General features: G+C 42.6%; 22 protein-coding genes. 8 read left to right on the top strand and 14 right to left on the bottom strand.

Annotated elements, in window-relative coordinates; genetic code table 11:
• Window positions 1-9 precede the first annotated feature (9 nt).
• The gene (locus tag FGL90_RS05185; RefSeq protein WP_010620438.1) at window positions 10-816 is read left to right on the top strand and encodes a hypothetical protein; all 807 of its coding nucleotides are present in this window, start codon (window positions 10-12) and stop codon (window positions 814-816) included.
• A gap of 42 nt (window positions 817-858) precedes the next feature.
• Here the strand turns inward: FGL90_RS05185 and FGL90_RS05180 are convergent, their stop codons facing one another.
• The 6 genes from FGL90_RS05180 to aroC are packed head-to-tail and all read right to left on the bottom strand — an operon-like array spanning window position 859 to window position 5,701.
• Complete coding sequence (locus FGL90_RS05180) at window positions 859-1,563, bottom strand: HD domain-containing protein (RefSeq protein ID WP_010620439.1); 705 nt, start codon at window positions 1,561-1,563, stop codon at window positions 859-861.
• Window positions 1,550-1,834 (bottom strand): chorismate mutase, encoded by a 285-nt coding sequence (locus FGL90_RS05175; RefSeq protein ID WP_010620440.1) that lies wholly within the window; start codon window positions 1,832-1,834, stop codon window positions 1,550-1,552. The genes FGL90_RS05180 and FGL90_RS05175 overlap by 14 nt, the downstream gene beginning before the upstream one ends.
• Before the next feature lie 12 nt (window positions 1,835-1,846).
• On the bottom strand, window positions 1,847-2,368 hold the full coding sequence (locus tag FGL90_RS05170; RefSeq protein ID WP_010620441.1) for a shikimate kinase: 522 nt from the start codon (window positions 2,366-2,368) through the stop codon (window positions 1,847-1,849).
• Between the two features lie 5 nt (window positions 2,369-2,373).
• Window positions 2,374-3,210 carry a prephenate dehydrogenase gene (locus tag FGL90_RS05165; protein ID WP_010620442.1) on the bottom strand — a complete coding sequence of 279 codons (837 nt, stop codon included), beginning with the start codon at window positions 3,208-3,210 and terminating at the stop codon, window positions 2,374-2,376.
• Window positions 3,207-4,514 carry a 3-phosphoshikimate 1-carboxyvinyltransferase gene (aroA, locus tag FGL90_RS05160; protein WP_147657191.1) on the bottom strand — a complete coding sequence of 436 codons (1,308 nt, stop codon included), beginning with the start codon at window positions 4,512-4,514 and terminating at the stop codon, window positions 3,207-3,209. Before aroA ends, FGL90_RS05165 begins: the two co-directional genes overlap by 4 nt.
• An 11-nt stretch (window positions 4,515-4,525) precedes the next feature.
• Entirely contained in the window at window positions 4,526-5,701 is a 1,176-nt protein-coding gene (gene aroC / locus FGL90_RS05155; RefSeq protein ID WP_147657189.1) for a chorismate synthase, read from the bottom strand.
• A gap of 416 nt (window positions 5,702-6,117) precedes the next feature.
• On the opposite strand from aroC, the gene aroD reads away from it, so the two are divergent.
• Window positions 6,118-6,900, top strand: coding sequence for a type I 3-dehydroquinate dehydratase (aroD, locus tag FGL90_RS05150; protein ID WP_147657187.1), 783 nt, complete (start codon window positions 6,118-6,120; stop codon window positions 6,898-6,900).
• 47 nt (window positions 6,901-6,947) lie between these two features.
• On the opposite strand, the gene FGL90_RS05145 is transcribed toward aroD, so the two are convergent.
• Window positions 6,948-7,568 (bottom strand): TetR/AcrR family transcriptional regulator, encoded by a 621-nt coding sequence (locus FGL90_RS05145; protein WP_147657185.1) that lies wholly within the window; start codon window positions 7,566-7,568, stop codon window positions 6,948-6,950.
• A gap of 188 nt (window positions 7,569-7,756) precedes the next feature.
• Between FGL90_RS05145 and FGL90_RS05140 the strand changes: the two genes are divergently transcribed.
• Window positions 7,757-8,680 (top strand): ABC transporter ATP-binding protein, encoded by a 924-nt coding sequence (locus FGL90_RS05140; RefSeq protein ID WP_010620447.1) that lies wholly within the window; start codon window positions 7,757-7,759, stop codon window positions 8,678-8,680.
• The gene (locus FGL90_RS05135; protein WP_010620448.1) at window positions 8,664-10,283 is read left to right on the top strand and encodes an ABC transporter permease; all 1,620 of its coding nucleotides are present in this window, start codon (window positions 8,664-8,666) and stop codon (window positions 10,281-10,283) included. Before FGL90_RS05140 ends, FGL90_RS05135 begins: the two co-directional genes overlap by 17 nt.
• 257 nt (window positions 10,284-10,540) lie before the next feature.
• Here FGL90_RS05135 and FGL90_RS05130 read toward each other — a convergent pair whose 3' ends face one another.
• Window positions 10,541-11,767, bottom strand: a complete 1,227-nt coding sequence (locus tag FGL90_RS05130) for an MFS transporter (RefSeq protein WP_147657183.1) — start codon at window positions 11,765-11,767, stop codon at window positions 10,541-10,543.
• 143 nt (window positions 11,768-11,910) lie between these two features.
• Here FGL90_RS05130 and FGL90_RS05125 point away from each other — a divergent pair, with 143 nt between their 5' ends.
• Window positions 11,911-13,251 (top strand): MATE family efflux transporter, encoded by a 1,341-nt coding sequence (locus tag FGL90_RS05125; protein WP_147657181.1) that lies wholly within the window; start codon window positions 11,911-11,913, stop codon window positions 13,249-13,251.
• A 197-nt stretch (window positions 13,252-13,448) separates the two neighbouring features.
• Here the strand turns inward: FGL90_RS05125 and FGL90_RS05120 are convergent, their stop codons facing one another.
• Window positions 13,449-13,946, bottom strand: a complete 498-nt coding sequence (locus FGL90_RS05120; RefSeq protein ID WP_147657179.1) for a hypothetical protein — start codon at window positions 13,944-13,946, stop codon at window positions 13,449-13,451.
• A 582-nt stretch (window positions 13,947-14,528) separates the two neighbouring features.
• On the opposite strand from FGL90_RS05120, the gene FGL90_RS05115 reads away from it, so the two are divergent.
• The gene (locus FGL90_RS05115; RefSeq protein ID WP_147657177.1) at window positions 14,529-15,497 is read left to right on the top strand and encodes a hypothetical protein; all 969 of its coding nucleotides are present in this window, start codon (window positions 14,529-14,531) and stop codon (window positions 15,495-15,497) included.
• A gap of 115 nt (window positions 15,498-15,612) precedes the next feature.
• Here FGL90_RS05115 and FGL90_RS05110 read toward each other — a convergent pair whose 3' ends face one another.
• The 4 genes from FGL90_RS05110 to FGL90_RS05095 all read right to left on the bottom strand — a co-directional run bounded on the left by FGL90_RS05110 (window position 15,613) and on the right by FGL90_RS05095 (window position 21,850).
• Complete coding sequence (locus FGL90_RS05110; RefSeq protein WP_263862573.1) at window positions 15,613-15,864, bottom strand: IS110 family transposase; 252 nt, start codon at window positions 15,862-15,864, stop codon at window positions 15,613-15,615.
• A gap of 117 nt (window positions 15,865-15,981) precedes the next feature.
• On the bottom strand, window positions 15,982-18,597 hold the full coding sequence (gene adhE / locus FGL90_RS05105; protein WP_010620456.1) for a bifunctional acetaldehyde-CoA/alcohol dehydrogenase: 2,616 nt from the start codon (window positions 18,595-18,597) through the stop codon (window positions 15,982-15,984).
• A gap of 275 nt (window positions 18,598-18,872) precedes the next feature.
• Window positions 18,873-19,403: a DUF1836 domain-containing protein gene (locus tag FGL90_RS05100; protein ID WP_147657175.1), complete on the bottom strand. Its 531-nt coding sequence runs from the start codon at window positions 19,401-19,403 to the stop codon at window positions 18,873-18,875.
• An 80-nt stretch (window positions 19,404-19,483) separates the two neighbouring features.
• Window positions 19,484-21,850, bottom strand: coding sequence for an HAD-IC family P-type ATPase (locus FGL90_RS05095; protein WP_010620458.1), 2,367 nt, complete (start codon window positions 21,848-21,850; stop codon window positions 19,484-19,486).
• A gap of 149 nt (window positions 21,851-21,999) precedes the next feature.
• On the opposite strand from FGL90_RS05095, the gene FGL90_RS05090 reads away from it, so the two are divergent.
• Window positions 22,000-22,842: an aldo/keto reductase gene (locus tag FGL90_RS05090; RefSeq protein WP_010620459.1), complete on the top strand. Its 843-nt coding sequence runs from the start codon at window positions 22,000-22,002 to the stop codon at window positions 22,840-22,842.
• 46 nt (window positions 22,843-22,888) lie between these two features.
• Here FGL90_RS05090 and FGL90_RS05085 read toward each other — a convergent pair whose 3' ends face one another.
• Window positions 22,889-23,305 (bottom strand): Hsp20/alpha crystallin family protein, encoded by a 417-nt coding sequence (locus tag FGL90_RS05085; RefSeq protein ID WP_147657173.1) that lies wholly within the window; start codon window positions 23,303-23,305, stop codon window positions 22,889-22,891.
• Window positions 23,306-23,468: 163 nt separating this feature from the next.
• Here FGL90_RS05085 and FGL90_RS05080 point away from each other — a divergent pair, with 163 nt between their 5' ends.
• Window positions 23,469-23,744, top strand: coding sequence for a hypothetical protein (locus tag FGL90_RS05080; protein ID WP_010620461.1), 276 nt, complete (start codon window positions 23,469-23,471; stop codon window positions 23,742-23,744).
• The last annotated feature ends 193 nt before the right edge of the window (window positions 23,745-23,937 follow it).

Raw genomic sequence — 23,937 nt, 5'->3', positions numbered from 1 at the left:
GGCGTTCGCATGGGACATGAACTCATAAGTAACTTTATGGCAGTCGGCCTGTATCTATTTGTCATCCCCGCTGCCCTTATCTTTGGCCTCACCTTGGTCAACCGGAATACCAAACGACTTTTGGCCACGGCTTTTAGCATGAATAGTCAGGTTTACTTTGGGTTCATCGGTATTTTTCTGCACGAATTTAGTCATTACTTAGTTGCAAAATTATTTGGCCATAAAATCGTGGCTGTCCGATTTTTAAAACTCCCCAAATCCGAAAAACATACGGCCTATCAACCAGAAGTCGATTCTCGGGATCGCGCTTTGGGCTACGTGAACCACACGTGGAACCAGCGAAACATTTATCAAGTTTTGGGAAATCTATTTATCGGGATTGCCCCTATTTTTGGCTGCACCTTGGCACTGCTTGGATTTGCTCGCCTACTGGTTCCCAGTTTGTTCAATGCGATGACGAGCCTACTTCAATCTCCCGCAAGTTTAGATTGGTCACTCTTCTTTATGAACCTAACCGTTTCAAATCAATCATTCTGGTTGTGGCTTCTATTCATCGTTATTTCGCTAAATATCAGCATTGGTGGTTTCGACCTAAGTCGCGCCGATTTGAATAATTCCTGGCAAGGATTTATCAGTTTCACCGTGTTAATTGTACTTGTGACGTTGCTCCTCACATTTGTTGGGGTTTCGACTTGGTGGATTAAGCTAATTACCCAGTTTGGCCTCATTATCCTGATTGTGTTGGGCTACTCACTAGTTATTTCGCTGATTGCGCATGGGCTGGTGCGGTTGGTTTATTATTTTAAAATTAAATAAAAAGAAGCTTCCGACATTTTTGTCGGAAGCTTCTTTAATATACTACTGAATACCGTCCCATTCATCCTTAAAATTATCCAAGAATTCCAGCATCGTTTTTTGACGTCCCGTTGCAATTTCCTTTGCAGCGTTGGTATTCATTCGATCCTTAAGTTTCAATAGTTTCTCGTAAAAGTGATTAATAATCGTTTCGTTCGACAAGTCGCGGTAATCCGCCTTCGTCATCTCTACGCGAGGTGCAATTTCGGGATCATACAATTTTTCACCAAAATGACCGCCAAAATAAATCGCGCGGGCAATGCCAATTGCCCCGATTGCATCTAATCGATCGGCATCCTGAACTAACTGCCCTTCGATGGGAAGTGGCTTTGCATTCTGACCATTTAGCGATTTACTAAACGACATGTTCGCAATAATTTCTAAAATTTCAGCAACTTGGTCCTCTGAAAAATGAGTTTCCTTTAAAAAGTTCGTCAACTCATCCGTCGCTGCGTTAACATCTTCGACAAGCTTGTCGTCCGTTACGTCGTGTAAATAGGCGGCGCTAATTGTCACTAACTGGTCTGCACCAGTTTCCTTTGCCAATAGCTGTTTAACGTTATTGACGACTCGCTGAATATGATCATAGCCGTGACCTGTTTCGTCATCAGCCATCCGTGCTTTCGTAAATTGTTGTACCGCTGCTAATTGTGTATCAGTTTCCAAAAGAGCCACCCTTTTCCTTAATTTGTTGTTAATTTGACTCATCAACCCATGAATTCTCAGCCGTTACCGCCTGATTCATAATCAACCGATACAGTTTTGAAATGAATTCAGGCGTCATTTCTGCACTTTTATGTACCGTCGCTAAACGCGTTACGACTCCCGCCATTCGATCTTCCTGAACGACAGGCAGTTTGTGTTCCTTTTTGTATGCCGCAACTCGCTTAACAACTTCAAATCGTTTTGCCAAAATCGTGAGCACTTGGTCATCTAAATCATCAATCTGCTGTCTTAATTGTGCAAGATCCTCTGCCACAAAGGTGCCTCCTTACATTGCACTGTGCCTTAATTCGCTGACGCTTGCCAACTGATTCATAATCTCCGTCGAAATGAATGCGGGAGATTTTGCATCCGTATCCACCACGATATCCGCCACTTCCTCGTAAAGGCTTTGACGCTGGTTGAATAGTCTAGCCATGGCCGTAATGTTGGTTGCCAATGGTCGGTTGTCGTCATTTTGAATTCGGGCCAAAATAGTTTCAAAACTCGTCTTTAAGTATACCACCGGTGCAAGTGCTCCCTGCAATAAATGTCGATTAATTGTCTGCATAATTACCCCCCCACCGGTCGAAATAACGGCTGCATCATCAATCGTGCTTTCCAGGACTTGGGTTTCCAATTGGCGGAAACCAGCCTCACCGACTTCATCAAATATTTGGGGGATTGGCTTACCAGCCTTTTTGATAATCAAATCATCTAAATCTTGTTGAGGTAAATGAATCAATGGTGAAATTTGTTGCCCAATGGTGGTTTTTCCTGCTCCCATGAATCCGACTAATATTAATGACATTTCAATCACTCCTTCAATTTGTTGTGGACGGCCTGACCCTGTTTAAAATAGTCCATGATTGCCTGTCCATCATTTGCCGCAATTGCTTCCCTTAGTTTTGCTAATTTAGTTTGAAAATGGTCAATCTCCGCTAACGTACTCTCCTGATTTGATAAAAGAATATCGCGCCACATGGTTGGATCTGCTGCGCCAATTCGGGTCGTATCTTTGAAACCACCCGCAGCGAGTTTGAACTTACTAGCATCATCCTGGAAGGTCTCACTGGCTGTCACTGCCAAAGTCGCGGCGACAACGTGTGGCAAATCACTCAGCGTTGCCATCATTTGATCGTGATTAGCAGGGCTCATGATGTGCCAGCTAATTTGCAGTGGCGTTAGTAGCGTTTGCCATTTGACCATTGCGACGGTCGGCGTGGTCGGCGTTAAAAAGTACTGGCAGCCGACTAACAACTTTGCGTCCGCCGCTTCAATTCCCGCCTTTTGGCTACCAATCATCGGATGGCCACCAATGAAACGTGCCCCCAATTGATCGCCAATCTGGGTGATTTGACCCTTGGTACTTCCCAAATCAGTTACCACTACCGTTGATTTAAGTGGCTGCTTTGCGAGTTGGGCTAACGTTTGGCGAATGATTGTAACTGGTGTGGCCAAAACAATGAAGTCCATTTCACTCGCGTCAGCCAACGTTCCAGCCTGATCAATCCAGCCCTTCGAAAGGCCAACCGTGAGTGACTGCTGGTTTTGATCAACGCCCGTAATGTCGACGGCCACTTTTTTGGCCTTGAGGCTGGCAGCCAGTGAGCCCCCCATTTCACCCAGGCCAACAATCATCAGTTGTGTCATGCGATGACACCTCCACAAAGTCGTTCCAATTCAGTCAAAAACGTTGGGTATGAAACGGCAACTGCTTCTGCATCCTGCAAGTCGACCTGACCTTCAGTGATGAGTGCCGCCACTGCCAGCATCATCGCAATCCGATGATCGCCATGGCTGTCAACGTTTTGCTTACCGATAACTTTCAACGGTGTCTGGCCTTCAATCACCATGCCATCTTTTGTCGGTGCGATGTGTGCACCTAATTTATTAAGCTCTTCAGAAACCGTTTTGATTCGGTCGGTTTCTTTAAATCGAAGTTCCTCAGCACCTGTGATCACCGTTTGACCCGTTGCCTGGGTTGCCAACAGCGCAACCAGTGGAATCTCATCGATGGCTAGAGCCACATCATTCGCATCAACTGTGATCCTGTGTAGGACTTGCTGATGGACGGTTAGCGTCGCTGTTGGTTCAGAATCATCGGCGCGTTCCGAGATTTCGATAACCGCACCCATGCGTTCTAATAATTTGAGCAGTCCGGTTCGCGTTTGATTTAGCCCCACGTTTTTTAAAACTAGGGTACTGTTGGGAACTAACAGACCAGTAACGAGGAAAAATGCTGCTGAAGAGAAATCTCCCGGAACCGTGATGCGTTGCCCGATTAAATGAGGTTTAGGCGTCACCGTAAGGGTTAACCCTTCTCGCTTTATCTCGCCACCAAATCGTTGAAGCATTCGTTCCGTGTGATCCCGCGTGACTGTCTTTTCGACCAATACACTTGGTTGATCCGCTTGAATTGCCGCCAGCAAAATGGCACTTTTCACCTGCGCACTTGCGACTGGGAGCTTGTAAGTAATGGCGCTTAGTCCCTTACTTGGGGCCATCGTAATGGGTAAATGTCCCTCATTTTCCTCGAATTTTGCACCCATCAGTTGGAGGGGATCAGTCACCCGTTTGAGTGGACGCTGACTTAATGACCCATCCCCGACAAATGTCAGTGGAAATGGTTGATTCACTAGTAGCCCCATCAATAGCCGGGTTGACGTCCCCGAATTTCCCATATTTAGTGGCTGATTTGTGGCTTGTAATCCGTCAAGACCAACACCGGTTACTTCCACGTGCTGATGTGCTTCATCCACCTGAATTGGAACCCCAAGTTGTCGTAATGCCGCCAAAGTATGCAAGCAGTCCTCCGAAAACAGGAGATTATCAACCACCGTTTTGCCTTCACTGATTGCACCAAACATCAAGCTTCGGTGAGAAATACTTTTGTCGCCAGGAACCTGAATGGTCCCAGTCAAATTGCGCTGATTCGTTAACAGTGTATGTCCCATTCAAATTCCTCCTAGAAATTCTTAATTTCTTCATTGTAATTAGTCAGTTGTTCCTGTAATCGTGCCATTGAATCGGCGTCAAATTTATCAAGGACCGCTTCTGCCAATGTGATTGCCGTCATCGCTTCCGCAACTACCGCCGCCGCGGTGACCGCCGTCGTATCGGAACGCTCAACGTTAGCCTTATAGGCTTCCTTCGTCTTAATGTCCACGCTTCGTAGCGGCTTGTATAAAGTCGGAATCGGCTTCATCACCGCTTTAATGTTAACCGGCATGCCATTTGTCATCCCACCTTCAAATCCGCCAAGGTGGTCGGTTTCCCGATAGAAGCCCTGATCCTTTTGCCAAAATATTTCGTCCATTCCTTCGCTACCTGGATGATTAGCAAATTGGAATCCTTCACCAAATTCCACGCCCTTAAACGCGTTGATACCGATGATTGCCTGTGCTAATTTGCCGTCCATTTTTGTCTCTGCGGAAACGTAACTTCCTAGCCCAACTGGTAAGCCAGTTGCTAGGACCTGAACGATGCCGCCCAGCGTATCGCCGGCTTTTTTGGTCTCATCAATCAGAACTTTCATCTTGGTTTCTGCGTCAGAATCGAATGTGCGCGTTTCACTTTGATCAGTGGCGACCTTTAAAGCCGCTAAATCAGCAAATGTATTTAGCTTGGTGGGATCCGCGCTGACTGGTCCGATTTGGCAAACAAATCCTAAAACTTCAACCCCAATTTGCGCTAATAATTGCTTTGCAACGCTCCCAACGGCCACCCGCATGGTTGTTTCCCGGGCGCTCGAACGTTCCAAAACGTTTCGTAAATCGTGATGGCGATACTTCATTCCGCCCACTAAATCGGCGTGACCGGGACGGGGCCGCTCAACCTTACGAACTGAGTTTTCTGCAGTAGCTTCACTGCTGGGATCCATAATTTCCTGCCAGTGGCGAAAATCATCATTTACAACTCGGAGTGTTACTGGTGATCCAATGGTTAACTGGTGGCGAACTCCGGATGAAATTTCAACATGGTCGGACTCAATCTTTTGGCGATTTCCCCGCCCATAACCTTGCTGACGTCGATGTAAGTCCTCGTTTATTTGTGCTTCACTAATTGTTAATCCAGCTGGCAACCCTTCGATGATGGCTGTTAGCGCTGGTCCGTGGGATTCTCCCGCAGTGACATATCTCATTTTGAAACCCTCCATTTTGAATTAAAAAAATCCCGCAGATTATTCTGCGGGATTCACACATTTATAAATTAAAGACGGCTGTGTGGCCTGCAGATTTTCTTTCCATAAATCGTCTGCGAGACCAAGAGATCTTTCCAAATCAACTATTGGCCGCATCGGATGCAAACAAGTGTCTGCACCTTCCGCGGCACAAACACTAGATAAACCAATAGTAATAATAGCGAGTTGATTTAGTCATTTGAAAGTTCTCCTTTAAAATTGATTAGATTAAATTTAACCCTATTCTCATTTATAGTCAACCCTTATTGAAAATTAACTGCTGAAACTAGCTATAATCCTTGTGTTATACGAATAATAATGCTAGTTTTAAAAATGAGAACAATATCATTTTTTGATATGATGGAGGAAGAAACACGATGAAACCTGCAAAGTTAAAAAAATTATACTTAGGTCTGGGATTACCAAAAATATGCGTTCCAATCTCAGAACGATCAGCTAGTGAAGTGATTGCCTTCGCTGGACAAATCCTGTCCACTAGTGCCGATTTAGTCGAATGGCGACTCGATTATTTCGATGACGTCAATGATTCAGAAAAAATCCGCGAAACGGCCGAGAAACTTCAGCAAATATTGGGAGATCTTCCGCTTGTCATTTCGCTCCGGGATAAAAGCGAAGGCGGTCATGCACACATCGATGATCTTACTTATCAGCAACTGACCAGCCAACTGATCAGCAACCATTTGACGGACGCCGTTGAACTAAACTGGTCACGCCCCGTTAGCATTCGCCAGCAGCTCCACAATTTGGCAACGGTTAATAACGTCCCCGTTTTGGAAAGCTACTACAATATGAAAGAAACGCCAAGTTTGGTCGACTTGAAAGACGTGTTGGGTCAAATGGCAAACGAACAAGTCGACTTCATCAAACTGGCCGTTCAACCAAATCAACATCGTGATATTCTAAACCTAATGGAAGCCACACTAACGGCGAGTGAAACGATTGATCAGCCGTTAGTATCGGTTGCGCTAGGCCCAATGGGAACGATTACCCGTCTATCGGGGCGATCATTCAACAGTGCGGCAACGTTCGCTGATTTAAAACGATCGTCGCTACCTGGTCACCTAAGTGTCGAGGAAACCCGTCAATTCTTAACCGCTTTGGATGAAACCGGAATTAGTTCGGTACAGGTGGGTGAATAATTAAAACGACTGAAGCTCATTTCGGAGTTTCAGTCGTTTTTTATACGCTATTCTTTATTTTCTTCCTTTGGCACTCCCATAAACCCGTAAAAGAACAAATGGTTTAACTCCTCCGACATCGACAACATCACTTCTGAATGGGCTTCATACTGGTCCTTATTGATGGGATTCTGTGCATATTGAATATACATATCTAAATAAACCATCAAGGCCGCGTTAGAAATCGTCGGACTAATTAAGCCAGCATCCCTGCCCCGTTTGATTAATGAATTCCAAAAGTAACCCTTTCGATCATTGTAGGCTGCTTTCACTGTCTCGTTTTCGCGCAGTTCCTTAACAATGAATTTGTAGAAACCAACGCTCATGTTTGAAGTCATCCCCACACCGCCACGCATCATCATTTTAATGAGATCTTCAAACGAAATTTTCTCATTATCAATCATTTTTTGATAGTCCGCATAGCCATCATTAATCAAGCTGAGAACAATTTCCTCACCAATTTGATCCTTGCTTTCGAAATATTTATACAAGGTCACTGGAGATATCTCGGCAACTTTCGCAATATCCGCAATGCTGGTTGCCTGATATCCCTTTTCAAATAATAATTTCTGTGCGGCAGCTTTAATTTGATTTCGTCGCTGTTTTTTTCGTTCTTGTTGTGTTGCCATTTCAATTGCCACCTTCGTATTCCATACAGTGAAATTATAGCACACTTATATTTCACTTTTTAGTTTAAGTTCCTAATTTAATCGGATTTATAAGGGTGAAATATTTTAAAAATATATTTCACTTTTTTGTTGACTTCCCCACAATCTAGCCTTATGATTATGGCGAAATTAGGAGGAGGGGGATTGCAATGACAATTCAATCGTCAGTATTAAAAATTGACCATTTACAAAAGAAATTCGGTAAATTTACCGCATTAAAGGATATTAGTTTTGAAGTGAAACCTGGGGAGGTCTTCGGCTTCATTGGCCCAAATGGTGCGGGAAAGTCGACCACGATTCGAACTCTGTTGGGAATTCTGAAACCAAGTGGCGGTTCCGCAACTATTTTTGGGGACGATGTTTGGAAAAATAGTGTCACCATTCACGACCGGCTCGCTTACGTTCCTGGTGATGTCTATCTTTGGCCAAACATGACCGGTGGCGAAATTATTGATTTATTCTTAAAACTGGGCAATGAATCCCATTCAGCAAAAACCGATGCACTCATCAAAGAATTTAACTTAGACCCATCCAAGAAGGCCCGTTCTTATTCAAAAGGAAATCGGCAAAAAGTTGCTTTGATTGCTGCACTTTCCACCAATGCAGACTTCTTCATTTTTGACGAACCAACCTCTGGACTAGATCCGTTGAATGAAGAAATTTTTCAACGTCACGTTTTAGCCCTAAAGAAGGCTGGCAAATCAGTTCTGCTTTCGAGTCACATTTTGTCAGAGGTCGAAAAAATGTGTGACCGCATTGCGATTATTCGTGAAGGAGAAATTATTGAAACCGGCAGTTTAGATGAAATGAGACAATTAACTCGCACAATCATCACCGTTTCAACGAAAAAAGAAATGAGTGACCTGGCGCAACAACCCGGCGTTCATAATCCGCAGTCAGCAGATACAGGTACTAAAATCACTTTCTCCGCTGACTCCGACCAGTTGGAAACCATTATGACTTACCTTTCAGGCCATGGCATTACGAGCCTACAAAGCACACCGCCCACCCTTGAGGATTTGTTCCTCCGTTACTACGATGAAGGAAGTGAGCAAAATGTCGAATCTGTTTAATAAAACCAACTTTTTGTTCCGAGTAAGTTTGCGTCGTGATTGGTTGAAACTTTGTCTGTGGTTCGCGATTATCGTCATTCTCATGACCACAATTGCTTACAAATTTACGGATATGTATGGAACCACCGCAGAAATTAACTCGATTATGCCCACTTTGCGTGAGGGATCCATGGTCGCCATGTTTGGAACCTTTAGCTATCCGCTAAATTCAATTGATACCGCCCACGTTTTTGCAAACGAAATGACCCTCTTCATGGCAATTGTCATGATTGTCTTAAATATTGCGATTACGGTTAAGGCCACTCGGTCCGAGGAAGATAGCGGCCTGACGGAGCTACTTAGGGCTAAATCAACTGGAAAACTGGCTTCATTGGCGGCATCGACTTGGGAAATTTTCCTGTACAACTTAGTGATTGGGGTTCTTCTATCCCTCGGTCTTTATTTTGCAAACATGAACGGTAGTGAGTTAACCGGCGACTTTCTGCTAGGTCTCTCACTTGGTGTCGTTGGCTTCATGTTTGGTGCCATTGCCATGGTTATGGCTCAAATTTCTGATCACTCAAGCGGGGCTACGATGTGGTCTTACCTTATTTTTGGCATTTTCTATATTGTGAGAATGATGACTGACGTTCAAAACCCCAGCTACACTTGGTGGTCTCCACTAGGCTGGATTGAAAAGACGTCCGCTTATCAGGATAATAACTGGCTCCCGCTTATTTACATGTTGATTTTATCGATGGTGTTGGTCATTCTGGCCTTTTTTCTGAATCAGCATCGGGACACCGGTAGTGGCCTGGTCGCGACACATTCTGGCCGCCGCACAGCGTCTCGCTTCCTCCGCGGCCCAATCAGTTTAGGGTGGCGCTTAAATCGCACCATCATTATTTCCTGGTTTATCGGCGTGGCAGCATTGGGCGCGTCTTACGGCTCCATCTTCAAAAATATTGGCCAAATTTTGAAAAGTAATTCGACCATGCAGCAGGTATTCACCAAGGGAGCTTCTAACGCTGCCAGCCATCAAATTTTACTCAATTTTATCGCTATTATTTCAATTATCATCGTCATCGTTTCTTCAATTCCGAGTGTTCAACTCATGCTCAAATTGAAGTCAGACGAAGGCAAAGGGTGGCTGGAGTTGCTGCACGCAAAGCCGCTATCCAGAACCCGCTTGTACCTAAGCTACTATCTCATTAGCGCTATTAGCGGCATTCTCCTTTGGTTCGTCGGAATTGGCAGTCTGATTGTGACTGGAAATTCGGTTTTGGATTCCGCAAATCAGCTCAGCTATGATCTTTTGTGGTCAAGCTTCGCCGCCTTTATTCCCGCACTACTCATCATGATTGGTATTACTGCCGTCATTGTTGGCTTCATCCCTCGGTTTGGCAGCGCAATGTGGCTCTACATTGTCTATGCGGTTGTTGCCATGTACCTAGGCAATTTGGTAGACATGCCAAATTGGGCCAAGCAGTTTACCCCATTTGCATGGGTGCCAAAAGTTCCGCTTAAGGATTTCAATGGCGTTACATTTAGCTGGATGTTAATTGTCGCCGCAATACTGCTAGTTGTTGGGTTGTATGGTTATCGTAGACGGGATTTGAAGTAAGCAAAAGGCTCGCCAATTGGCGAGCCTTTTCTAATGCCACAACAGCACAAAAATCATATTCGTTATTTTACCACTATCAATCGTATAAATGAGGTTATGGGTCAGATTAAGCGGTGTTGCCCGCCAAATTTGGAGGCCATTCGGTGCGCGCTGCTAAGTGTGGTTGTTAATTGCTGCTTAAGCGTGGTCTTCTCCATATAAAGTCACATCCCACTATAAGTTAGCTAATGATAGCATTAAGAAATCATCAGGAAAAGCTACTTCAGTTCGTCTAGTTTATCCGCCAATCCTGAGAGACGTTTGTAAAACATAAACCCGACCACGATTAAAATGAGCCCCGTAGCAATTAGGATGTACTTGATTGCAATTTGATCCGCCAAAGGACCATACAACAGCATGGCAATCGGGTAGATCCCCGTCGACAAAATTTGGAGAATCGAGAACACCCGGCCTAGTCTGTCATTTGGCACGTTTTCTTGAATTAAAATATTGGATGAGGCTTGAATAATGGGCATGCAGATTCCCGAGAAAAACATGAAGAGCAGGTAGACCCAGAATGGTTCCGGTATTCCCATGACGGCAAAACTAATTCCTGATCCGATAAACCCAATGGTGATGAGTCGGATTTTATTTGGTAATTTTTTGTGTGTGGTGATGTACAGGCTTCCCAGCAAAGCCCCAATCGTCCATAGCAACTCGTTGAGCGTCAATCGCCAGACGGCTGAGCCAAAGGTCCGTTTCACAAACAACGTGGATAGCTGTGATGACGGTGCTACGAGCGCAAATGCCACAACGGTGAACAACATGAAGTTTCGCAAGTATTGGCGGGAAAAGGTGTATTTGATACCATCCCAGATTCCGGGTAGAACGGCACTGTGACCCACTACTTTGCGATCTTGATTGTGTAAACGAACCAGTGCCATCAAAATAATCCCAGTCGTTGCCGTCACTAAATCCACGACGAAAACAAACATGATGCCAAGTTTGCCCAAAATGAGTCCACTTAGTATCGGCGAAATGAGTAAGAGCATTGAACTAATAAATTGATTCAGCCCGTTCATGCGGGATAGTTCAACCTTGGGTGTGATCTCCGGCAGTAGTGCGTTTCCGGCTGGGGTTTGCACCCCAGATCCCAACGACCGAATTGCCGCGATTAGAAGCAACAACCACAGACTTCGAACCTCAAAAAAGTAGAGTAGCGCAAGCCCAATCGTAAAAATTGTCACGAAAGAACTTGATAAGATAATTAGTTTTCTTCGATTATATTGATCCGCCCAAATCCCCGCCCATAGCGAAATTAAGATTTGTGGGAGCGTTGTTGCCATTGTTGCGAGCATGATCCAAGTCCCCGATGATGCCTTTAGTGCGATATACCACAGAATTGCAAAGTATACGGATGATGATCCGAATAAAAAGAAGTTTTGTGCGGCCAAGAAGTAGCCGACGTTCGACTTCCAGTTGGTTGATTGTGGTGCTGTTTCCATAATAACGTCCCCCGACTGTACAAGTTATATCGGTGAAAAGTATAGCATAATCACCCAATAAAAACGGCGCCAACGCTTTTGAACAAGCGTTTCTAATAGTGGTAAGATAATAATTATTATGAAATAAGTTAGGTGATGATCTCATTTTAGAATTATTTGAAAAGGCCCCCATCCCCAAGGCCTACTTTAAATTGGCATTGCCAGTTGTTTTGGGAACTGTCGTTTCGATGATTTACAACCTAACCGATACATTCTTCGTTGCCCAAACGCAAAATGCGAACCTTGTTGCCGGGATTACACTCTGTACGCCGCTATTTTCAATGATGATTGCGCTAGGTGACATGTTTGGTCTTGGTGGTAGTTCGGCCATTTCGCGACTACTGGGCCAACGAAAGTATGATTTAGCGGGTAAGGTTAATAGTTTCTGCTTCTATGGTGCTACCGTGTTAGCCGTCATTGTGACGATCTGTCTCTTCATTTTTAAACAGCAGGTTTTAGGCTGGTTAGGTGTCACTCAAGCCACCTATCAGTACGCGGCCATTTACTACGAAATCATGGCGGCAGCAGGAATCCTAATTATCATTTCCTTAGTTCCAATCAATACGCTGCGAACGGAAGGCTTAGCCAAAGAATCCATGCTTGGGACTGCCTCGGGAACCGTTTTAAAAATATTCCTAGATCCCTTATTTATTTTTACCTTTCACCTAGGAGCCGCCGGTGCAGCACTTGCCACAGTGGTTGGCTATCTCGTAACCGATTCAATTTTAATTGCCTACACCATCCGGCGAACCCGCTACATTCATATTAATATTCATAAAATGAGAATTCCATCTGTTGAAATTAAAGACGTCCTCATGATTGGCATTCCAGCATCCGTCACCAATTTCATGACAATGCTCGGAACGGCCATCATGAATAATTTCTTAATTGCTTACGGAGCAAGCAAAGTGGCTGGTTTTGGTATCGCCACAAAAATCGAAACAATTGTGACCATGGTATTGGTCGGATTTTGTTTCGGTTCTCAGGCACTCATTGGGTATAATTATGGCGCCAAAAATAAAGAACGCCTCAATAAAATTATTCAATTTGATATTTTAGTGAATGCCGGCTTTGCCTTTGTCATCGCCCTCATTCTGATTGCCATTGCTCCAATGCTGTGCGGCTTATTTATGAATGATCAGGAAGTTGTTCACGCCGCCAGTTATATGCTGCGTTGGTTCCTGATTACAACCCCTTTTATCGGAATTTCACTCGTGTTCACCACCATGTTCCAGTCAGTTAATCAGCCACTTGATGCGTTCATCATGTCAATATCGCGCCAAGGAATTGTGTTTGTCAGCGTCATCTTCATTGTCGCCACAATTATGGGTTATCAGGGCGTGATTGTTGCCCAACCCATTGCCGATGTGATTACTGCTGCAATTGGCTTTGTCCTCTATCGCAAAGATTTTGGTCGAAATGGAAAGGCGTTTCGAAATTGGTAGTATTACATGCAAAAGGACCTGACAGCGATGTCAGGTCCTTTTGTGACTTTCTACATCTAACCTATGCGCTTGTTTACACTGAGTATCTAGGCGGACGATCCTTTAATTTTTTATATTATTCAAAGTAGACTCAAAGTTTTACATATAAAGTGCAAATACAACATATCACCTACTTCTTAATTAAGTATGTACAGTCGTCAATGTGATTTCACGTGGATTCTCTTAACTAAATATTTGGTTATTTTTATAAACATCAAACTAACAATAAATATTGGTCCCAAAATAATTAATAAAAATGAGATCCATAAATGTTCAAAAAAAACAAAAATGGGATTTACGATTTCATCAGTAGTCTGGGTGCCTAAATATTGGAAGGCCCAAGGATTAACAACCACGCCATCGCTTGTCCATTGCCGGTGCTTATGGTTATTCGAAATATCTTGCTGATGCAGTTTCAACGCTTTGTTTTTATAAGATTCCATTCCAGCATCATCTTTACTAAAGAGTACAGCAAACCTTTTCCGCAAGATGGGATAGCATAGCAACCAGCTCAGAAAATTCCATATAGTTACTGGCGTTATGGGCATCACCCATGAGTTGTTAACTTTTTGTAGAGACCACGTTTGCAAAATTAGCATGATAAAAATTCCTTTTAGTAAATATATGAAATACTGTTTTATGATTATTTTTTTCATTATTCTCCCCCCCGTAAAATATAAAGATATTTATGAGTTTTGACATAAATTCTTTTGAAAGATTCAGTATCTCCCATATAAGCAGTATTGCCATCTTTCAAGGATATAACCCTATTAGCTCAAGTAATATCAGAGTCTGCCACACAGTTATTGGATTGAAAAATAGTAGCATCTTTGACATCAATCATAAAAAAATAGTTATGCTATAAATCATACAACGCGTCCTCTTATTATATCGAACATTAAAACTTTATGAGAATTTGTCAAGTGTCCGATTTGGCCTCATAAGCTTTTAAAGCATTTAAGGTTCCATCATTCAATGAGCAAGATCCCTTCCGTTTCTTTTAAAAAGTAAAAAAATTTGGGAGTATATTACGATGTTTAGTTTAAAGATCAGTTTTAAATTTTTGACACCACCTAAACTTTTTGTACCTGTTTGTATTTAAACATACAAAAATGCTTCATAATTGTTAGACTTATTTGTCTAACAATTATGAAGCACTGCATTTGAGGACTGTTTTTTTACGCGCTAAACTTTTTTTAATTAGTATATAATTACCACAAAACAGGGGGCGTTATAAAATGATTAATAAAACGAAACATTTATTACTTGGCATCTCAGCAATGGCACTGGCTGCTACAATATCTAGCACTCTACCCGCTTCAATCTCAGCAGCAACAATTACTACTGACTATACTGCGCTGAAAACTTCCGGAACCAAACGGAATGTTCAGTCTACTGGTGAAAATGCACTGTATACCAAGCCCGGTACGACAAGGGGTGCAAAAATTATTATTTCTAAGGCAAAAATGAAGGCTTTCAATAAATCAAATAGCTCAAAAAAATATTTCAGAGCTTACGGTTATGAAAAAACCAACACGGGCCAAATTTACTATCGTGTTGTTTCCATGGATAGCAAATATAGAGGCTACGTGTACGGAGGCAAACAATTAAATAAGTTTGCTGGTGGTGTTGTCTCAGCGCAAACCACTCAATCCGTCGCACTACCTAAGAATACAACGGTATACTTTAACTCCATTCGGAGCAAAACCTATGGTATTTGGTCAGCACCACAATATACCCAATACAAGTCAAAAAATATTCTATCAAATGTAGATCCAAGGAAAACGGCCGGAAAGCCTTATACCGCTGATCAACTGACTATTACTAAAGCGGTAAAGAAAACGCGTGAAGGCTCAGTATACTATTACATTAAGGATGCTCGTCATCCCTCAATTAACGGATGGATCTACAGCGGTGCTGTTAGTAATGAGCTAGATTCAAACTACTACAGCGGAAACAGTGTTGCTTTAGCCTACAAAGTAGTTTCAACTGGAAATATAATTTCCTACAAAACTGCAGGTCCTTACTATGATGTATCATCTATTTCTTATGATACGCTGAAAGCGGCGGCCACTTCTTCGGGAGCTCTTCCGAACGGTTACTCATTCGTATCATTAAAAAATGGCAATAAAACTTTAACTAATTCGAATACGATTCACATGGGGAATAGTATTACCGTAATGATTGAACCAAATAAAGCATCTTAAACCACATACACAAAAAGCGTGTCAACGCTAGCTTTCATCTAGTGTGACACGCTTTTTCTACGATTAGTCAAGAGAAACCTCTATTTTATGGGGTTCTCTTTTTTTGAGCAGTACTTTAAGGCTTTTTTCCGTGTTTTATAGATTGTATTATCGAATAAATGTATGATAAATAGCACCTCTTTTGATGTAATCGATTTTTAGCTCGTACAATATCTTCGTTGAATTCTTGATAGGTTCGCTCCAAGTCGTGAAGCTCACCATACACAGCTTTTTCCTTAAAGGCAGACTGATAATGATGTTGTGACATTGCCATTGCTAATGAAACGGCATCTAACCGATCATTTTTATCATACCTAAACCCATCCATGTCTTTTTTTGCTGCTAATGGGTTAATTTCCACTTTAACAGAATATAAAAGTGGTGAATCATAATTCCGTCGAATTATGATTCACCACTAATGTTAGTCAGTTTTTGTTACTTAATTTTACTTTTCAACACCCTTACCGTCGTACTCATCAATCATAATTTGTTTCAATTCTGAAATGAGTGGTTCCTTAGGGTTAGCAGTCGTGCATTGGTCTTCGTAAGCTAATTCAGCTAAACGATCAACTTCTGCATCGAAGTGGGCTTTGTCAACGCCGTTAGCCTTTAAGCTAAGGGTGACGCCGACTGAGTGTGCTAAATCGATAACTTTTTTAACTAAGGCTTCTTTGAGTTCTTCCTTCGTATTGCCCTTCAAGCCGAGGTAACGCGCAATTTCTGCGTAGTCTTCGTCGGCACGGAAGTACTCGTACTTAGGCCACATCGTCAACTTCTTAGGTTCCTTGAAGTTGTAACGAATAACGTGTGGCAAGGTGATGATGATTGCCAAACCATGAGGTAGGCCAAACTCGCCACCAAGTTTGTGGGCGATTGAGTGGTCAACTCCCAAGAAGGCGTTGGCAAATGCCATTCCGGCTAAAGTAGCCGCATTATGCATCTTTTCTCTAGCTTGGGCATCACCATTGTATGAATCTGTGAGGTTTTCCATCACTAATTTGATTGCTTGTAGTGACAATGGTCTCGTGTAATCTGAAGCCATGTTGGCAACAAATGATTCAATCGCATGAGTTAAGGTATCCAAACCTGAGTACGCAACCGTACGCTTTGGCACCGTTTGAACAAATTGAGAGTCCACAATGGCAACGTCTGGTGTCAATGCATAATCAGCAAGTGGGTACTTAACGTGGGTCTTAGCGTCAGTAATGACGGCAAATGGCGTTACTTCTGAACCAGTACCTGATGTCGTTGGAATTGCAACGAATTGGGCCTTGTTAGGCTTTTCAAGTTGGTAAGTTCGCTTACGGATGTCCAAGAACTTTTGCTTTGCGCCGAAGAAACTTGCATCTGGATGCTCGTAGAATAACCACATTCCTTTGGCAGCATCCATTGGAGAACCACCACCAAGTGCGATAATCGTGTCTGGTTGGAAAGTCCGCATCTGTTCAGTTCCCTTATTTACTGTATCCGTTGTTGGATCTGATTCCGTTACGGCAAAGAGTGAGTATTCGATTTCATTAGGACGGCGTTTGAGCTCACCTAACACTTTGTCAACGTATCCGTGTTCAATCATTGAAGGAGAAGCGACGATGAATACTTTGCTGATGCCTGGCATAGAGTTAAGGTAACGAACTGACGTCTTTTCGAAGTAAACTCGTGGTAACTTAACCCATTGCATGTTATTCCGCCTCTTTGCGATCGTTTTGATATTAAGCAGGTCAAATGAGGAAACGTTATGTGATACGGAGTTCTTACCCCATGAACCAGTTCCAAGTGTTAATGAAGGAATCATTTCGTTATAAATGTTCCCAATCCCACCAATTGCTGATGGTGTGTTAACAAGAACTCGACTTGCCTTCATCTTGATGCCAAATTCAGTTGCTAAATCGTCATCTTCCGTATGAATGGCAGCCGTATGACCGAGTCCACCAAAGTGAAGTAAGTCGTTAGCTAATCTAAAGGCATCTTTGTGATCCTTTGATTTGTAAATTGATAGCACTGGTGAAAGTTTTTCAGCTGATAACCAGTCTTCTGGGCCAACTTTGGTAATTTCTGCAGCCAAGACCTTTGTATCTTCTGGAACATCAATTCCAGCAAGTTCAGCAATCTTAACAGCTGACATACCAGCGATTGGACCCTTTACACCGCCGCGCTTTGTATCAAACATTGCATCGGCTAATTTCTTGTGGTCTGCCTTTTTAATGAAGTAAACCTTCCGTTTCTCCATTTCATCCTTAACGTCTTTGTAGATGTCCGCGTCAATGATGGCACTGTTTTCAGAAGCACAAACCATTCCGTTATCAAACGTTTTTGAAAGTACAATATCATTTACAGCACGCTTGATTTTGGCTGTTTTTTCAATGTAAGCTGGGCCATTACCAGGACCAACCCCTAAAGCAGGCTTGCCAGTTGAGTAAGCTGCTTTAACCATACCAGGACCACCAGTTGCAAGAACTGACGCAACCATTGGGTGGTTCATCAAAGCTGAAGTTGCTTCAATACTTGGCTTATCAATCCATTGAACAACGCCTTCAGGTGCTCCAGCATTTACAGCAGCTTCGGCAACGATTCGGGCAGCTTCAACGGAAGATTTTTGAGCTTGTGGGTGAAAGGCGAAAATAATTGGGTTACGCGTCTTAACAGCAATTAATGCCTTAAATAAAGTAGTTGAAGTTGGGTTGGTAACTGGTGTCACACCGGCTAAAATACCGAGTGGTTCTGCAACTGTGATTAATTCACGTTCACGATCATCATTAATGATCCCAACGGTTCTGTCATTTTTAATACTGTTCCAAATTTCTTCTGTTGCAAAAATGTTCTTGATTGCTTTGTCTTCAACAACACCACGGCCAGTTTCAGCGTATGCGAGTTTAGCAAGCTTCATATGGTTATCAAGTCCGGCCATCGCCATCTGGTGAACGATGTGGTCAACTTGTTCTTGGGTAAAATCATCCATGGCACAAAGGGCTTCATGGGCTTTCTTTGTTAAACGGTCAATCATTTGGTCAACTGATTCATTTTTATCTATTTTAATTGTGGTCTTCTTAATCTCTTTTAGCATTATCAATAACCTCCAATAAATTGTTTTCTCTATTGTTATGTTTTTCACATTCTCTATATTATCACACCTTTTTAAAATGTAAACCAATTTGATGAACTATTTTTTTATTTTTTTATTGTCTATCTAACACTATTATATCAATACTTGTATCGCTTTATAAAAAGTGATAACTTTTGAAAGCGGTTTCTTTGCTGTTATGTGAATGATTGAACGTTGTCTGGCTTTTGACACAAAAAATGAGCCCAACAATAAAGTTGGACTCATCATAAAATTTTTTATTTTTTTGCCTTATCTATTTTTCTCAAGGGTCGCTCAATTAATGACAATAATTGTTTTGCTTGGATACTATCAACAACTGCATCCACCGCCACCTGCATCAATTTTTGATTTAAGTTAGACGACTGAGGCTCTTTCCGATCTTCACCCAAATGGGCGAGGCTATCGTTCAGTGCATCAATGAAGTTATCGTAGGCCTGTTTTGGAAAATCGCCCGCAGTGACTTGATCCATCCCCGATCGAATAGTTTCCATTGAAAACATTGGCTTCAAGAGGCTAATCATAATCAAGTCGACTAAATGCATCGTTTGGTATTTCTTCTTGACTGGCGCGATGATAATTTTATGCTTCACGTAGTTATTTACCATAGGAGCCGTCACAGTTTCAAGCCCAAGCGCCCCCAACGTGCCATTCAAAAATGCCAGTACTTGATCCATGTACAAATCAAATTTTGGTAATTCTGACCAGTGTGGCAGGGAAACTTGGCGAATTTGCCGTTCCCACTGTTGGTATTTTTCATAACCCTTCATAAAAAATCACTCCTTTAGCTGTTACCTAAATAATAGCAGATTACCTAGTTTATTACACTAGGTAATCTGCTATTTTATGATTATTTAATGGTCTTCCATTTGATTTTACTAAATACGCGTTTTCCCAAGAGTTCCTGTACCACAAAGTAAATCGGATAAACGGTTACCAGCAATGGAATGTAAAGCATCGCTAATCCCAAATTGAAGAGTGAGACCAGTGAGAACAAGTGACTAAAGAAAACAACGGTGATAATAAAGAGGGTTGCCATCGTCGTCAGCAGTAAAACCTTTAGTCGATTGAGTGGCCTTGAAACCGTGATCAGAGCAGTGAGACAAACCGCCCCCGTCAAAATGACGCTCAACGTTGAGGTTTGCGCATATTTCAAGCCAAACACCCCGCCACCAACGATGAAAATGACCGAAATGTACCCGACCACGCAAATTGCCGCTGGAACTGCGACCTCCATTACTTGTTTCATAAACCGATCCGTAATTCGACCATAATTTGGTTCCAATGCCAACACGAAGGACGGAATTCCAACCATCAGCGTTGAAATCGGCGTTAATTGAATCGGCTGGAACGGATAGCCACTCTTTAAGAAGATAAATAAGAGGCTCAGTGCAACGGAGTACATCGTTTTAATGAGATATAGCGACGCAACTTGCTCAATATTATTAATAACCCGGCGCCCTTCATTTAGAACGGCAATCATTGCATCAAAGTTGGAGTGAATGAGAACAAAGTCAGAAATACTCTTTGCGGCTTCGCTTCCACTTGCCATCGCGATACCACAGTCGGCCTGACGCAAAGCCAAAATGTCATTCACACCGTCACCCGTCATGGCAACCTTGTGGCCTTGATCCTGCCAAGCGGCAATTAATTGTTGCTTTTGTTCAGGCTTAACTCGGCCAAAAACGGTGTAGGTTGCAACCAACGTGCCATAATCCGGTTGATCTCCCAACTGGCTCATATCAACGAACTTATCCGTGTTCTTAATTCCTGCATTTTGGGCAATTTTACTGACGGTAACTGGGTTATCACCGGAAACCACTTTGAGCGCAACGTCTTGGTTATTGAAGTATTCAAACGTGTTTTTGGCGTTTTCTCGTAATTCGTCCGTAATCAAAATGAGCGCTAACGGCATCACTTTGCCTAAATTTGTCGGGGTTAATTCCGATGTGCTGGCAAAACACAAAACTCGGAAACCTTCCTTGGAATAATTCATAATGCGCGTTGCTAATTCTTTTGGTAAATCAGTCTGAATAAATTCAGGTGCTCCCAAGACGTAATTCTGATTATTGACCGCGGCCCCACTCCATTTCCGGTCAGAAGAAAATGGAATAACGGTTTGAATTTGGCCCGTTTTTCCTGGTAGGACTCTTTTAAGTGCCTCAGCCGTCTCGTTATGGTCATCGATTCCATTAATAAAACTGCCCATGATTGTCTTAATTTCCGTATCTGAATGAGCGCTTCCCAAAGGAATGATGTGATCCACAATTAAATTACCACTCGTAATGGTTCCCGTTTTGTCTAAACAAAGCGTATCCACCCGTGCCAAATTTTCGATAGCGGGCAATTCTCGCACCAGCACGTTGCGGTTGGCCAGCTTTCTTGCAGAGACCGCTAACGCAACGGAGGTCAACAATACCAATCCTTCTGGAATCATCCCAATCATTGCGGCAGACGTCCCCAAAATTGCCTGGTTAAACGAGCTGCCATGCATTTGTTTTGATATAAATAAAATAACGCCTAGGGGAATAATCACAATGGTCAATATTTTAATGATTCGGTTGATGATGGTGAGTAACACGCTGTTATCATGCGGTTTTTCAGTTTGGACAGCCGCGGTAATTTGATGAACATAACTTTTCTCACCAATCGCCGTTACTTGAACGACCGCCTGCCCACTAACAATGAAGCTGCCAGATGTCATTTGATCGCCAGTTTGCTTACTGATGGCATTAGGTTCACCAGTAATGAGGGATTCGTCGAGTTCAATTCCCTTCGTTGTGCGAACGATTCCGTCAAGCGGTATTTGATCACCTCGCGCAACAATCAGCAAATCGCCTAAAACAAGTTCTTCTCGCCGCAACTCAACTATTTCTCCGTTTCGTCGCACCTTCACTTTGCCTTCGGACAGAATCGTCATCTTATCAATTTGGCGCTTGGATCTGATTTCCTGGAAGGTTCCAATCGCCGTGTTGACAATGGCGATTCCCAAAAACAACAGGTTCTTATAACTGCCGGTATATGCAATCAGAACCCCCAACACAATGTTAATCAAATTGAATAACGTCAAAAAGTTTCCGCTGACAATTTGTTGAATCGATTTTGTCAGGGGCTTGGTTGGCGCATTTTTTTGACCAGATTGAACCGCCCGCTGAACTTCATCTGCGGTTAATCCTTGATCTAAATTGGTTAAGGATAAGCTTTTTGCTTCGGTCATCTAGGTCACCTCGGTTTACTTTTACCATTATTGTACTCAATAATCACAAGTTTTCGCACCATTTCCGCCTAGTTTTACCAAAAATTTGGAACTTAGTTAATGCGCTTTCAATGTTATAATAGTGCTATTCAACTATTGGAGGAAGCATAATGTCAGAAATTGAAAAGACGCTCACCCTAAAAGATGGTAATAAGATGCCGCTCGTTGGCTTCGGAACTTACCTTCTTACTGACCAAGAAACAATGGATCAATCCATTAAAACGGCGTACGACGCTGGTTATCGCCTATTTGATACCGCTCAACTTTACCGAAATGAGGACCTTTTAGGCCAATCATTCATTAATCTGCAGATTCCCCGCGATGAAATTTTTATCACATCAAAGGTTGCAGAATATAGCCAAGGCTACGATTTAACCATTGCCAGTATTGACGATTCGCTCAAACGGCTACAGACTGACCACCTCGATTTACTGCTGGTTCACTGGCCAATCCAGACCCAATTTTTCGATACTTGGCGAGCACTGGAACAGTTGAAAAAAGATGGCAAAGTCAAGTCCATCGGAGTTTCCAACTACCAGCAAGTTCATTTGCAACTATTGGCCACCAAAGCTGAGGAAATGCCAGCGGTTAACCAAGTTGAACTGCATCCCTATTTGACAAACAAACCACTCGTCAAATTTGATGAACAAGAAAAAATTGCAACGCAGGCGTGGAGCCCGCTTGGCCGTGGTGCCGTTCTCGACAACCCAATGATTGCTAAAATTGCGGCCCACCACAGCAAGTCCGTTGCCCAAGTCATTCTTCGTTGGGAAATTCAACAAGGTGTCGCCGTCATTCCGAAGTCAAAGACCCCAGAACGAATTAAAGAAAACATCGACATCTTTGATTTTGAATTGACTGAAGACGAAATGACGATGATTGACCTCTTGAATAAGAACCAACGAACGGGAAATGAACCTGAACTAGTTTATGAATTAGGAAAGCAATATTAACAAAAAAGAGCTGGTCTGCATCTGCAGATCAGCTCTTTGTCACTTACTAGTTAATTTCAATATGGTGATCATCTTCCACTTGCCCATCTACCTTTGGCAAGGAAATCGTCAAAATTCCACCATCATACTTTGCGGAAACATTGTCTTTATCAACGCCAGGAAGATAGAAGGAACGCACAACGTTACTCGATGATCGTTCTTGACGAAGCAACTGCCCCTTCTTGTCCTTTTCATCCTTTTGCAAATTGTGAACCGCGCTAATTCTCAAGGTATTATCACGGTAATCCAAGTGAATGTCTTCCTTCTTGAAGCCAGGTAACTCGGATGCAACCTCATAAGTCTTGTCGGTTTCGCGAACATCTGTCTTCATTTGGGATTCCTTCATGAACCCATGATCAAAGTCACTGAAAATATCCATTGGATCAAACATTCCGAAATCTTTGTTCATTAAACTGTTAGCCATAAATAAAAACCCCTTTCAATTTCTTTTATCTCTTTACATTTTCTATATTAGTCAGTATTGATCAGATATGCAAGAATTTAGCACTCTAAATATAAGAGTGCTAAAAGTAATCCAAAAATACCTGCTATAATGGCAATAGTAAAGTTGAAAGGAGTCCGAACTAATGGTGCATCTCGTAAAATTACCCTTAATCCTAGATCAATTACTAACCTACCGTTACCGTGATGGCACGAGTTTTAAGTATGACGTTGCCGTTAGTCCGTTCTACCAAATTCAGTACGGCATTCATTTGGAATTACTAGATAAAGACGATGAAATTTATGACCGAATTATTGTTCCATTTAAAAAGGACAGTTTGATTTCAGAAACCTTTGAGGCAAATGGTCAAACATTTCAGATTCAGCTGATTGATTCAAAAGAAGATGCTGAGGATGGTTAATAAGCAAAAAATGAGGGTGAGACAAAAGGCGGTTTGCTTTTGAGCATACTACGCTTCGCTACGATGTCGATTGGACTATGTCGAAATACGACAGTCCAAGTCGCAGCCTAGATTAACGAATAATCCTGCACTTGGGATTGTTTGTTGATCGTAGCTAGGCGGAGAAAGCAGCCTTTTGGAACCCGACTAAGCA

Source organism: Secundilactobacillus malefermentans (assembly GCF_008033155.1).
Taxonomy (GTDB): Bacteria; Bacillota; Bacilli; order Lactobacillales; family Lactobacillaceae; genus Secundilactobacillus; species Secundilactobacillus malefermentans.
Note: the sequence above shows the minus strand (reverse complement) of the source record. Positions and strands in the feature narration are given on the sequence as shown.